General features: G+C 56.2%; 12 protein-coding genes. 10 read left to right on the forward strand and 2 right to left on the reverse strand.

Annotation, left to right across the window (positions count from 1 at the left end; genetic code table 11):
- From ACHUEV_RS15745 to ACHUEV_RS15775, 7 genes are read left to right on the forward strand one after another with little or no spacing between them, the layout of a single operon-like run.
- Positions 1–849: a carbohydrate ABC transporter permease gene (locus ACHUEV_RS15745; protein WP_106358466.1), complete on the forward strand. Its 849-nt coding sequence runs from the start codon at positions 1–3 to the stop codon at positions 847–849.
- Positions 846–2,930 carry an alpha-galactosidase gene (locus tag ACHUEV_RS15750; RefSeq protein ID WP_394181530.1) on the forward strand — a complete coding sequence of 695 codons (2,085 nt, stop codon included), beginning with the start codon at positions 846–848 and terminating at the stop codon, positions 2,928–2,930. The genes ACHUEV_RS15745 and ACHUEV_RS15750 overlap by 4 nt, the downstream gene beginning before the upstream one ends.
- On the forward strand, positions 2,927–4,636 hold the full coding sequence (locus ACHUEV_RS15755; RefSeq protein ID WP_394181532.1) for an IlvD/Edd family dehydratase: 1,710 nt from the start codon (positions 2,927–2,929) through the stop codon (positions 4,634–4,636). Before ACHUEV_RS15750 ends, ACHUEV_RS15755 begins: the two co-directional genes overlap by 4 nt.
- A complete protein-coding gene (locus ACHUEV_RS15760) occupies positions 4,636–5,403 on the forward strand; it encodes an SDR family NAD(P)-dependent oxidoreductase (RefSeq protein WP_394181534.1) in 768 nt (255 codons plus the stop codon). Before ACHUEV_RS15755 ends, ACHUEV_RS15760 begins: the two co-directional genes overlap by 1 nt.
- Complete coding sequence (locus tag ACHUEV_RS15765) at positions 5,400–6,308, forward strand: 2-dehydro-3-deoxygalactonokinase (protein ID WP_394181536.1); 909 nt, start codon at positions 5,400–5,402, stop codon at positions 6,306–6,308. The genes ACHUEV_RS15760 and ACHUEV_RS15765 overlap by 4 nt, the downstream gene beginning before the upstream one ends.
- Positions 6,305–6,913 (forward strand): 2-dehydro-3-deoxy-6-phosphogalactonate aldolase, encoded by a 609-nt coding sequence (locus tag ACHUEV_RS15770; RefSeq protein ID WP_394181538.1) that lies wholly within the window; start codon positions 6,305–6,307, stop codon positions 6,911–6,913. The genes ACHUEV_RS15765 and ACHUEV_RS15770 overlap by 4 nt, the downstream gene beginning before the upstream one ends.
- 18 nt (positions 6,914–6,931) lie before the next feature.
- Complete coding sequence (locus tag ACHUEV_RS15775; protein ID WP_394181540.1) at positions 6,932–8,827, forward strand: beta-galactosidase; 1,896 nt, start codon at positions 6,932–6,934, stop codon at positions 8,825–8,827.
- Here ACHUEV_RS15775 and ACHUEV_RS15780 read toward each other — a convergent pair whose 3' ends face one another.
- Together ACHUEV_RS15780 and ACHUEV_RS15785 are read right to left on the reverse strand one after the other, a co-directional pair.
- On the reverse strand, positions 8,828–9,937 hold the full coding sequence (locus ACHUEV_RS15780) for a Gfo/Idh/MocA family protein (protein ID WP_394181542.1): 1,110 nt from the start codon (positions 9,935–9,937) through the stop codon (positions 8,828–8,830).
- A gap of 9 nt (positions 9,938–9,946) precedes the next feature.
- Positions 9,947–10,657 carry a GntR family transcriptional regulator gene (locus ACHUEV_RS15785; RefSeq protein WP_394181544.1) on the reverse strand — a complete coding sequence of 237 codons (711 nt, stop codon included), beginning with the start codon at positions 10,655–10,657 and terminating at the stop codon, positions 9,947–9,949.
- A gap of 120 nt (positions 10,658–10,777) precedes the next feature.
- On the opposite strand from ACHUEV_RS15785, the gene ACHUEV_RS15790 reads away from it, so the two are divergent.
- Genes ACHUEV_RS15790 through ACHUEV_RS15800 form a run of 3 tightly spaced genes read left to right on the forward strand, consistent with a single transcriptional unit; the run spans position 10,778 to position 13,346 of the window.
- Positions 10,778–11,932, forward strand: a complete 1,155-nt coding sequence (locus ACHUEV_RS15790; protein ID WP_394181546.1) for an LLM class flavin-dependent oxidoreductase — start codon at positions 10,778–10,780, stop codon at positions 11,930–11,932.
- Between the two features lie 2 nt (positions 11,933–11,934).
- Complete coding sequence (locus tag ACHUEV_RS15795; protein WP_394181748.1) at positions 11,935–12,825, forward strand: aldo/keto reductase; 891 nt, start codon at positions 11,935–11,937, stop codon at positions 12,823–12,825.
- The gene (locus ACHUEV_RS15800) at positions 12,822–13,346 is read left to right on the forward strand and encodes a flavin reductase family protein (protein ID WP_394181548.1); all 525 of its coding nucleotides are present in this window, start codon (positions 12,822–12,824) and stop codon (positions 13,344–13,346) included. The genes ACHUEV_RS15795 and ACHUEV_RS15800 overlap by 4 nt, the downstream gene beginning before the upstream one ends.
- Positions 13,347–13,377 lie beyond the last annotated feature (31 nt).

Genomic DNA, 13,377 nt, shown 5'->3' on the forward strand with positions numbered 1-13,377 from the left:
ATGTTCCCTACCCCACTCGAGCGAACATCCCGGTCGTGGCAGATTGGCTATCAGTCACTGCTGCCCGTTGCGGTGATCGCATGGTTGCTGCCTTTGCTCGCAGTTGCGATGTTCTCGGTCAAGCCAAGCTCTGATTTCACAGGTGGTGACTATTGGTCGTGGCCGTCACGCTTTGCGGGTTTCGAAAACTATGGGCGTGTGTTCACCGACAGCCCAATGCCGCGCTACATTCTGAATTCCTTCATGATCACGATTCCAACGGTAATCGGCGCGGTTGCACTGTCCTGCATGACTGGCTTTGCACTGGGTGTGTATAGGTTCCGTTTTAACCTGCTGGTGTTCTTCCTGTTCATCGCAGGGAACTTTGTGCCGTTCCAAATCCTGATGATCCCAGTGCGCGATCTGACGATTGATGCCGGGCTTTATAATACCAAGCTGGGATTGGTCCTGTTCCACATCGCGTTCCAAACGGGGTTTTGCACGCTCTTCATGCGTAACTTTATCCGCGCCCTGCCCTTTGAGTTAATCGAGGCGGCCCGCGTCGAAGGCATCACAGAATTTCAAATTTTCTGGCACATCGTTCTACCCTTGATGAAACCCGCGATTGCCGCGCTGTCCGTGCTGATCTTTACCTTCATCTGGAACGACTATTTCTGGGCGGTTGTCCTGACCCAAGGTCCACAAGCACAGCCCGTGACCGCAGGTATCACCAGCTTTAACGCGCAGTTTGGCGTGGCCTATCACATGCTTTCGGCGGGTTCGATCGTTGCGGCCCTGCCCCCTGTGTTGATGTTCTTCTTGATGCAACGCCACTTTATCGCGGGCCTAACACTTGGGGCTGTCAAATGATCCAATGCTGGCGACTAGACGATGCCCGTCAGACCTTGGTCTTGGGCGTGCGCGACAAACAATTGGCCGAGGCTATCTATTGGGGACCGCGCCTGCCAGATAGTGAAAATCTGGAAACGCTCTATGCGATCCATGGCATCGACGTCGCAGGCGGAATGCTGGACCAGCACCCAGAGCTGTCAATTTGCCCCGCCGCAACGCGTACTTTTCAAGGGCAACCCGGCATGGCCCTGCGTGACACGGCAGGCAAACCGCTGTTACCAAAGCTGGCGTTCGAAAGCGTTGAGGCGAAGACAGACGCGCTTAGCCTAACGTACACGGACAAATACATTGGCCTAACCTATCGCGCCCATTTCGCGATTGATCCCGACACCCATCTGATCTCCATGTCCGCAGAACTGGAATCAGAGCACCCCATCAACCTACAATGGCTTGCCGCACCCGTGTTACCTGCGCCGCAGCTATCTGATGAGATGATAGACTTTGCCGGGCGCTGGTGTAGTGAATTCCAGATGAACCGCACCCCTTGGTCTGCCGGAATGCGCACGCGCGACAACCGTACCGGCCGCACGGGACACGAACATTTTCCGGGCCTCATCGTCCCTTGTCGTGGCACAACCAACACACAAGGTGCGGCATATGGCTTCCACTATGGTTGGTCCGGCGGACATAAAATGGTTGCCGAAGAATTACCTGATGGTCGCCGCCAAATCCAATTTGGCAACGCGTCAGACACTGAACTGACCCCGCTAACCCATTTCAAAACCGCACCGCTTTTCGCGACATATTCGGGTACTGGACTAAACGGCTGCGCGACTGCGTTCCAACGCCACCTGCGCGACCGTGTGGTGACTTGGCCGCATCCTGACCGCCCGCGCCCGGTGCATTATAACTGCTGGGAAGCCATCTATTTCGACCACAAAATCCCAGAGCTTCAGGAAATAGCCACACGTGCTGCCAGTCTAGGCGCGGAACGTTTCGTGCTGGATGATGGCTGGTTCGGGAAACGCGATGACGACACGACATCGCTTGGTGATTGGTTCATTGATACGCGCAAATATCCCGATGGATTAACCCCGCTGATCGACCACATCCATGGGTTAGGCATGACCTTTGGCATCTGGTTCGAACCAGAGATGATCAACCCAGATAGCGACACCTACCGCGCCCATCCCAACTGGGCATTGGGGGATGAAGATCAGATTTTGGGGCGCCATCAAAAGGTGCTGAACATGGCGCTGCCAGCCGTCCGCGATTACCTATTTGATCGGATCGCCAAAGTGCTAACCGACTACGATATCGATTACGTCAAATGGGATCATAACCGGGTTCTGCCGACCCCTGATGCGGATCAAACACGCGGCACATACGCCCTGCTTGATCGGTTGCGCACTGCGTTTCCACAGGTCGAGGTTGAAAGCTGCGCTTCGGGCGGTGGCCGTATTGATTTCGGGATCATGGAACATACCCAACGTGTCTGGCTGTCCGACAGCAACGACGCGCTAGAGCGGTTGAAAATCCAACACAACGCAGCACTATTCCTGCCCCAATGCGTGACAGGCAGCCATGTTGGCCCGCGCGTCTGTCATACCTCTGGTCGCATCTTAGATATCAGGTTCCGCGCTTGGGTTGCTGCCCAACGCCACATGGGGTTCGAGATGGACCCGCGTGAACTGACCGACGACGAAGCCGATGTGTTGCGCCGTGTCACCGGGTGGTGGAAAGACAACCGCGATTGGATGCGCCGCGCCGATATTTTGCGGCTTGATGCGGCAGATCCGGCGGTTCTGGCTGAACAACATCTACATCAGGATCAGTTCGTCGTCTTTGCCGGTAAGGCCGATACATCCACGCAAATCGCGCCCCGTCCGCTGCGCCTGACCGAGCTTGATGCAAACGCAACATACCGCGTTGATCTGGCGAACCGCGATGAACTCACCCGCAAGGCGCTGTCACGCGGACAGTCCCCCTTGAAAACAAACGCGATAAAGGTCAGTGGCCAATATTTGATGCATCACGGGATCACCCTCCCATGGAGCTTTCCAGAAACCATGTGGGTTATCGAGGGCCACAAAATATGAAGAAACCACGCCGCAGCAGTAATTGGTACGGAATGATGGACAAAGACGGGTTTATCCGTCGGTCCTGGATGAAGAACCAAGGCTTCCCGGATCACGCCTTTGATGGCCGCCCCGTTATCGGGATCTGTAACACTTGGTCTGAACTCACGCCCTGCAACAGCGGGCTGCGCGATCTAGCCGAAGCCGTAAAGCGCGGCGTCTGGGAGGCAGGCGGTTTCCCGGTCGAATTCCCGGTGATGTCGCTGGGCGAAACCCAGATGAAACCGACCGCGATGTTGTTCCGCAACCTGCTGGCGATGGATGTCGAAGAATCCATTCGCGCCTACGGCATCGATGGTGTCGTGTTGTTAGGCGGTTGTGACAAAACCACCCCCGGCCAGTTGATGGGGGCTGCATCGGTAGATTTGCCGTCAATCGTTGTGTCCTCTGGTCCGATGCTGAACGGCAAATGGAAGGGCCGCGATCTGGGCTCCGGCACTGATGTCCGCAAATTCGCGACCGCTGTGAAAGCGGGCGAAATGACATTGCAGGACTTCATGGCAACTGAATCCGGGATGAGCCGATCCAAGGGTGTCTGCATGACCATGGGCACTGCGTCCACAATGGCGTCATTGGTCGAGGCAATGGGCATGGCCCTACCAACCAACGCCGCCCTCCCCGCCGTTGACGCCCGCCGCGCGGCACTGGCCCATATGACGGGAAAGCGGATTGTTGAAATGGTCGACGAAGACCTAAAACCATCCGACATCCTGACCAAAGCGGCGTTTGAAAACGCGATCCTCACCAATGCCGCAGTCGGCGGATCGACAAACGCTGTGGTGCACCTGCTAGCACTGGCAGGTCGTGTTGGCGTGGACTTGACGCTTGAGGACATCGAAATCGGTGGCGAAATCCCATTGCTGGTCAACTGCATGCCATCGGGCAAATACCTGATGGAGGACTTTTGCTATGCAGGTGGCGTGCCTGCCGTGTTGAATGAACTCAAAGACATCCTGCGCCCGTCAAAAACGGTGCTTGGCGGGGATATCAGCGCGTATCACGTTGGTGCCGAATGCTATAATCCCGATGTGATCCGCCCGTTTAACGACCCAATCAAACCTGCCGCTGGTCTACGCGTGTTGCGTGGGAACCTTGCGCCGAATGGTGCCATCGTAAAACCATCGGCGGCGTCAGATCATCTGCTTGAACACACTGGCCCCGCCTATGTTTTCGAATCCATCGAAGACCTAAAAGCCAATATCGACCGTCCTGATCTACCAGTGACCAAAGATACCATTCTGGTGCTCAAAGGCTGCGGGCCCAAAGGGTACCCTGGCATGCCAGAGGTTGGCGATATGCCGATCCCGGCAGTGTTGGTGAAACAAGGCGTGCGCGATATGGTCCGGGTTTCGGATGCGCGGATGTCCGGTACGGCCTTTGGCACGGTGATCTTGCACGTCGCACCCGAAGCGAATGCAGGCGGCCCGCTCGGGCTTGTGCAAACCGGCGATACCATTCGGGTATCGGCAAGCACCGGTGTGCTTGATCTTCAGGTCGATGATGCCGAGCTTGAAAAACGCCGCGCCGCGTGGGTTGCGCCCGAACCGCATTACACGCGTGGCTATGCCAAGCTATACGTCGATACCGTGCTTCAGGCCGACAAAGGTGCTGATCTAGATTTCTTGGTGGGCAAAGACACCCGCCCCGTCACAAGGGAGAGCCACTAATGAGCCAACCAATTTTCCCTGACCTCAAATCAGCATCGGTATTCATCACCGGCGGTGGATCGGGCATCGGGGCCGCACTGACCGAAGGGTTCTTGCGCCAAGGCGCTAAGGTCGCTTTTGTTGGGCAATCTGATGCGTCAGCTTTTGTCGACCAGTTGGAAACTGCGACAGATAACCGCCCGTTGTTTATCCAATGCGACATTACCGATACGGGCGCGTTACAGGCAGCGATTGAACAGACAGCTGCGGCTCATGGCCCGATCACAACGCTAGTCAACAACGCAGCCAACGACAAACGCCATACCACCGCTGAAGTCGACGAAGCTTTCTGGGACTGGTCCATGGCGATTAATCTCAAGGCCTATTTCTTTGCTTGTCAGGCGGTGCTTCCAGCGATGAAATCGGCTGGCGGCGGAACAATCATCAATATGTCCTCGATCAGCTATATAATGGGGAACGCAGGCTATCCGCTTTATACGACGGCGAATGCTGGCATCACGGGTATGACCCGGTCACTGGCCCGCGAATTTGGCCCTGACGGTGTTCGTGTAAACGCAATCGCGCCGGGTTGGGTGATGACACAAAAACAAAAAGACATGTGGGTGACGCCAGAAGCTCTCGCCGGGCATCTCGACCGACAATGCGTCAAGACCGAACTGGAACCCGAAGACATGGTTGGTCCGGTCCTGTTCTTGGCGTCAAGCATAAGCCGGGCGATCACCGGCCAACTGATCGCTGCAGATGGTGGCGTGGTGGTGACAGGATGAGCAACAACACCAAAAACCCAAACTGGATTGGCGTCGACTGGGGCACATCAAACCTGCGCGTTGCCCTGATGTATGACGACGGCACCACGCAGTGCCTGACGTCTGACCAAGGCATGAGCGGGTTAACCCCGGACGCATTTGAACCCGCACTTTTGGCGATGATCAGCGACCACCTTGGCGCTGGCGTGACCCCTGTGGTCATCTGCGGCATGGCCGGATCGCGCCAAGGCTGGGCAGAGGCCCCCTATATCGCGACACCTTGCAACCCGCCGTCCATCGCAGAAGCCGTGAAGGTAAAAGTCACCGATCCGCGTATTTCGGTGTCAATTCTACCGGGTGTAAAACAGGCCAAACCTGCCGACGTAATGCGCGGCGAAGAAACCCAGATCGCAGGCTTTCTGGCGCAAAAACCTGATTTTGACGGTGTGCTGTGCCTGCCCGGCACCCATTCAAAATGGGTCCATATCAGCGCCAAAGAGATCGTGAGCTTTCGTACCTTCATGACTGGCGAAATGTTCGCGCTGTTGGCCGAACAATCTGTGCTGCGTTTCTCGGTGCAGGCGGAACTTGATCTTGATGCCTTTGACACTGCCGTTGGCGACGCGCTCAGCCGCCCTGAAACCGTCGGCGCAGAGCTATTCGCGCTGCGTGCTGGCACCCTTTTGGCGACACTTAGCGAAAGCGCGGCACGCGGGCGCTTGTCTGGTCTACTGATCGGCACAGAACTTGCTGGTGCACGCCCCTATTGGCTGGGCCGCGATATCGCGCTGATTGGCGCTGGCAAACTAACCGCCCTTTATCAGCGCGCACTTGCGCAACAGGGTATCACCGCGCCTGCTGTTTCAGGCGAAGACATGGTGCTGTCCGGCCTATCCGCCGCTTATACCCAACAGGTAAAATCATGAGCCGCAATATCATCGCTATCTTGCGCGGCGTCACCCCGCCAGACGTCCACGCAATCGGTCAATCCTTGATCGACGCAGGTATCGACAAGATCGAAGTTCCGCTGAATTCGCCTGACCCATTGGAAAGCATCGGCATTCTTGCAGACGCGTTTGGTGAAGTGGCGCTGATTGGTGCAGGCACCGTCCAAACGACCAAAGACGTGGCGGATGTCGCAAGCGTTGGTGGCAAACTGATCGTGTCACCTGACTGCAATCCAGATGTTATTCGCGCAACGAAAGCCGCCGGATTGGCCAGCTATCCGGGCGTCATGACGCCAACCGAATGCTTTGCGGCGCTGCGCAACGGCGCGGATGGGCTCAAATTCTTTCCCGGATCACTTGTCGGCGTTGATGGGTTCAAGGCCGTCTCAGCTGTCCTACCCAAAGGCACGCGCAGCTATGCTGTGGGTGGCGCGGACGCATCCAATTTTGCCGACTGGGCCAAGGTCGGGATCACCGGGTTTGGCATCGGATCGGCCATTTATAGCGCCGGGATAACCGCCCAAGACGTGCGCACACGCGCTGATAAAATCGTTGCCGCATATGACGCGGCGATGCCTGCCTAAGAAACGAAAGATCACCCGATGAAACGCACCCTTGGCACCTGCTACTACCCCGAACATTGGGACGAAGAAATCTGGGCAGAAGACGCCCGGCGCATGACCGAGCTTGGACTGACATGGGTGCGGATCGGTGAATTTGCGTGGTCGCGGCTAGAACCATCGCCCGGTGATCTACAGCTAGATTGGCTGGATCGCGCGATTGATGTGCTGAATGATGCGGGGCTTTCTGTGGTGCTGGGCACGCCAACAGCCACGCCGCCACGCTGGATGCTTGATAAGCACCCCGACATGATCGCGCTGGATGCTGACGGCAAACCACGCGGGTTTGGATCGCGACGGCATTATTGCTTTAGCCACGCTGGGTTTCGCGCTGAATCGCAACGGATCACACGGATTATCGCCGAACGGTTTGGGCACAAAGTTGCAGCATGGCAGACCGACAACGAATACGGATGCCACGACACGGTAATCAGCTATTCAGACGCAGCCCGCGTTGCGTTTCAGGGTTGGCTACAGGCCCGATATGGCACGGTCGATGCGCTGAACGCTGCTTGGGGTAACGTGTTTTGGTCAATGGACTATGACCGTTTTGACCAAATCGGCCTACCTAACCTGACCGTCACAGAACCAAACCCTGCCCACGCGCAGGCATTCCGTCGGTTTAGTTCGGATCAGGTCGTCGCATTCAACCGCGAACAGGTCGATGAGATTCGTACGCACTCAACCGCGCCAATCAGCCATAACTACATGGGACGCGTCACAGACTTTGATCATTTCGAAGTTGGCAAAGACCTCGAGATCGCGACATGGGACAGTTACCCGCTTGGGTTTCTCGAAGACCGCGTGGGCGCAAGCCCCGAACACCAACGCGCCTTTGCCCGCCAAGGTGACCCCGATTTTCAGGCGTTTCACCACGACCTATACCGCGCTGTCGGCCGGGGCCGTTGGTGGGTGATGGAACAACAACCCGGCCCCGTAAACTGGGCACCGCACAATCCAGCCCCCCTGCCCGGCATGGTCCGCCTTTGGACGTGGGAGGCATTGGCGCATGGCGCCGAAGCTGTCTGTTATTTTCGCTGGCGTCAGGCCCCATTCGCCCAAGAACAACTACATTCCGGCCTTTTGCGCCCTGACAGCGTAGAGGCCCCAGCAATGGTTGAAGCCCGCCAAGTCGCGAGCGAAATCCAAGACGCGCCCGATGTCAGCATCCCGCGTGCCGATGTGGGGCTCATCTTTGACTACGACGCCGATTGGGCGTGGTCGGTACAGCCGCACGGTGCAGAGCTTAGCTATTTCGGCCTCGTGCTCGACCACTACCGCGCGTTAAGGCGTGCGGGGTTAAACGTGGATATCCTATCGCCAGACACGCAGAATTTCAGCGGGTACAAAATCGTACTCGCACCCGGCTTAATGCATCTGACCGACGAACTGCGAACCGCTTTGGCACAGACCGAAGCGCATGTTGTCTATGGCCCACGCACCGGCGCACGCGATGCTGATTTCAAAATGCCTATCCCGCTACCGCCCGCGATTGCCGGGCTGGATGTCACGGTCGCAAGGTTAGAGAGCCTGCGCCCCGACAGCCCAACCCCCTTGGCAGGCGGCGGTGCGGTGCAAGGCTATCTCGAAGAACTCGAAACCACCGCGACACCGATGTTCACACGCGAAGACGGGCAGCCAATAGTCGTAACAGACGGAAACCGGACCTACAACGGCGGCTGGCTAGACGACATCGGAATGGACCGACTGGTCGCACAGTTTTGCGAAACAGCCGGCGTCGCGACACGAACCCTGCCAAATGGCATCCGCGTTCGACGCACTGAGACCGAAGAATTCTGGTTCAATCACTGCGCGGAAGCTGTCGAAACTGAAATCGGAACCTTAGCGCCAGCATCGGTGACACGCCGGGCAATTTGATTAAGGAACAAGCTCCTCCATCCCAACTACGCGGTGTTCTTTAATGGATATCTGCGCGGCCATGCCCATCAGCACGGCCATTTTGCCGTCATCTAATGTGACTTCGGCTTTGTCGCGTTGACCGCGTACCAGTTCGAGGAACTTTTGATGTTGGTAATAGGTCGATCCGTTGTGATCGCCGGCGTCTAGCAACGCTGGATCAACGGGAATATCTTGCTTTACCGGGCCCTTGGGATGGCGCGGGCTTACAATCAGCTGTGGGGTTGGTGCGTCACCCAAATGTTCGGGCCAGAACCGCCCTGGTCCGGGAACAAAGGCTTCGACCTTGCCGGCTGGGCCGACGGCTGACACCTCTTCTTGGTATTCTGCACCTTCGGCGAACATGCATAATTCCAGCATCGCGCGGCTGCCATTGGCAAAATCCACGATGACATAGCCGTTGTCCAAAATATCAGGCTTTTGCCCATCATAACGTTCATCCAGATGGTTTGCGTCTTGGCCACCCGACGCCATCACGCGCAGTGGTTCGGATTTCAGCGCCAGGCGCATGAGATCGAAGAAGTGGCAGCACTTTTCAACGAACGTCCCGCCCGAATAGCGATCAAACCGGTTCCAATCCCCGACTTTTTCAAGAAACGGAAAGCGGTGTTCTCGGATCGTCATCATCTTGATGCCACCTGTCGCCCCATCAACACTGTCCAAAAATGCGGCAATGGGCGGCATATAGCGGTACTCCATCGCGACCCAGACGGGCGACGGATATGTTTCAGCGAAATCATTCAACCGCGCCAGCTGATCAAGATCGGTGAACAGTGGCTTTTCGACCAGCACAGGCAGATACCGTTTTGCTGCTAGCATTTCCAACTGTTCGACATGGCGAAAATTGGGGCTGGCAATCAGGATGCAATCCAGATCAGGGATCATCAAAAGCGTATCAATGCTATCAACCAGTAGGGCGTCCGGCGCGATAGATTGGGCGATTTGCGCCATACCCGCGTCGGGCTCAAAAATCCCCGCGACGGCGGCACCATCCAGCAAGGCAATATTACGCATGTGTTCGTGGCCCATCATGCCGCAGCCGATGATCCCATACTTCGTGATGTTTGGCATATTTCCTCCCTAACGCAGGCGCTGCACATAGCGGGCGCGCTGCGGGTCAAACCAAGTTCGTGAGAACTCGACCGAACCATGTTGTTCTGCATAGCTGATACGCTCGATGAACCCGACGGTTTGGCCGGGCTTGGGCGCGAAATCTGTTGGGGCCCAATCGGGTACTTGGCCGACAGATACGTAATCTTCGGCATGGGTGATCCAAAACCCAAGCCGCATTTTGTAATAACGGTAAAGCGAATCTGATAGATCCTCGGGGACGATCCGCCCCGCCTGTAGATCAAGCCAGATCTCTTCGACCGCGATCGGCACTTGGTTCAAAAATCGCAAACGGCGGATGCGTGTCCCGCGTGGTGATTGCCCGAATTCCGGCAAGCCATCGGGTTTATCCATTTCATCGACGGCTAAGACCTTCGCCGTTGGCAAGCCGCCGCCGCGCAATATCTCTAGCCGAAACATCGAATAGATGCTTTCGACATCCGGGGTCTTGCGGACATAATTCCCGGACCCTTGGATGCTTTCGATCAGGCCTTTTTCTTCCAATATTGCCAATGCCTTGCGTAATGTACGCACGGTTGTGCCGTGCTGTTTGGCAAGGTCACGTTCGGGCGGCAGCCGTGCCCCGTCTAGCAATTGACCCGATGCAATTTCACGGATCAGGACTTCGCTGATCTGCACATATAGTGGCAACGCGGTTGGGGTTTCGCTTTTGACATACATTGCGGGTTGGGTTGCCTTCGAAAAAAATTGATACACCATTGATCCAGATCAAAGACACTGTTAGCGATAGGGAAAGTCAAGCGATTTTATCAACGGATCGCCCAAGGGAGGATGACGACAATGACCGTAGTACCGGTGACATCAGCCGACCTAGACGCAGCCGAAGTGTCATGGTTTTCAGCCTTATGTTCAGACGACTACCAGTTCCTTGGCCAGCCCGATGGAGATTTGCGGTCATCATGGGACCATTGTTCAAACATTGTGAAAACAGCCGAAAAACAGGGGTTCAGGAATATCCTTTGCCCCTCGTCTTATCAGGTTGGGCAAGACACGCTTAGCTTTGTAGCGGGCTGCGCACCGATCACGACAGACATCAACATGCTGGCCGCCGTGCGCTGCGGTGAGATGCAGCCGATCATGCTGGCCCGCACAATCGCCACGCTTGATCACATGCTGAACGGGCGACTGACGGTGAACATCATCAGCTCTGACTTTCCGGGTCAGGTCGAAGAAAGCAACTACCGCTATCAGCGTTCCCGCGAGGTCGTTGAGATATTGAAACAGGCCTGGACGCAGGACGAAATCAATTACAAAGGCGAGATTTACAATTTCTCGGGCCTCACGACCGACCCTGTGCGCCCGTATCAAACTGGTGGTCCGCTTTTGTATTTCGGTGGATACTCTCCTGCTGCGCTTGAACTGTGTGGGCAGCACTGTGACGTTTACCTGATGTGGCCCGAAAAGGTCGAAGAACTGCAAGGCAGGATGAAGGCGGTCAACGCCGTTGCCGAAAAATACCAACGCACGCTGGACTATGGCCTGCGTGTGCACGTAATCGTCCGCGACACCGAAGCCGAGGCGCGTGAATATGCTGATTACATCGTATCAAAGCTGGACGATGACCAAGGCGACGCGATCCGCAATCGGGCGCAGGACGCAAAATCGCTTGGGGTTAGCCATCAGGCCAAGAACCGCGAGATCGCGGATGATCACGGCTATATCGAACCAAATCTATGGACGGGCGTTGGCCGGGCCCGGTCTGGTTGCGGCGCTGCCCTTGTCGGGTCGACAGATCAAGTTATGTCAAAACTAGAGACATATCAAAAGATGGGCATCCGTGCGTTTATCCTATCAGGTTATCCGCACATTGATGAGGCTGAACATTTCGGAAAGCGCGTGCTACCACTGATGAAAACATGTTCATTACCGCATGAATACGGGCGCGTACCCGCCGGTGTTCCTGCAACCCCACTCGGAAACGGAGTCCGCCGCTAATGATGCCCCGCATAGAAATCACCCCTGACCTATCCTTTAGCCAACTTGTCTATGGCATGTGGCGGATCGGGGACGCTTCGGACACCTCTGCCGCCCATGTCGAGGCTAAGATTCAAAGCTGCCTATCCCAAGGGATCACGACGTTCGATCAGGCCGACATTTATGGCGGCTATGTCGCCGAAGACATTCTTGGCACGGCCCTAAAGGCAAACCCTTCCCTGCGCCCGCAGATGGAGATCGTAACCAAATGCGATATCGTGGCCCCGATGGGCCGCTATGCGGATGCCAAATGCAAATATTACGACACCACACGCGCGCATATCACGTCGTCGGTTGATCTTTCGCTGACGGCGATGGGGATTGAACAGATCGATCTGTTGCTGATCCACCGTCCCGATCCGCTGATGGACCATAATGAAACGGGTGGCGCACTTGATGAGATGGTCACATCCGGCAAAGTCCGCGCTGTTGGCGTGTCAAACTTTCGTCCGTGGGATTGGGAACTGCTGCAATCAGCCATGAAAAACCCGCTGGTTACCAACCAGATCGAGATTTCAGCCGGTACAATCGACGCTTTCACAAACGGCGACATTGCTTTCCACCAACGCCAAGATCAGCCGATCATGGCATGGTCCCCGCTGGGTGGGGGCGACCTCATGACAGGGCAAAACGCGTTGACCGACCGGATGGATGAAATCGCCAAAGACCAAGGCGTAGACCGCGCCGCAGTTGCCGTCGCATTTCTACTGCGGCACCCGTCAAAAATCCTGCCGGTTCTTGGCACCAATAACCTTGATCGGATTGGTCGGCTGTCGGATGCACTAACTGTTACAATTTCGCGCGAAGACTGGTTCTATCTTTACGAAGCAGGCCTAGGAACAGAAGTGCCATGATTGCGACAGATACTGGCAACTTGGCGATGACGTCATTCACCCCGGACCCCAGCAACCCGCGCCAATTGCGGGATGCTTTCGGGCGGTTTGCGACAGGCGTTACGATTGTGACGGTCGCGACGGACGACGGGCCGATGGCGATCACCGCGAACAGTTTTTCGTCCCTGTCACTTGACCCGCCGTTGGTTCTTTGGGCGCCTGATAAATCTTCGCGGCGCTTTGCGCATTTCGCGCAGGCCGAACATTTTGCGATCCATATTCTGGCACATGACCAAGACGATATATGCTGGAAAGTCGCCCGCGATGGGGCCTGCCTTCTGGATGCTGAACTGACCCAAAATGTCGAAGGCGTCCCGATCTTGCCTAACTGCCTCGCGCGGTTCGAATGCAGCCAATACGCATCTTATGACGGGGGCGACCACGAAATTATCGTGGGCAAAGTCCTACGTGCCGCCACCCGCGAAAGCGGCGACGCATTGGGTTTTTTCAAAGGGAATATGAAAATATTCACCGACAAATAAGGCCAAAACCAAATTTACAATCTGAATGTCT

The organism is Yoonia maritima (genome assembly GCF_043641945.1).
Lineage (GTDB): Bacteria > Pseudomonadota > Alphaproteobacteria > Rhodobacterales > Rhodobacteraceae > Yoonia > Yoonia maritima_B.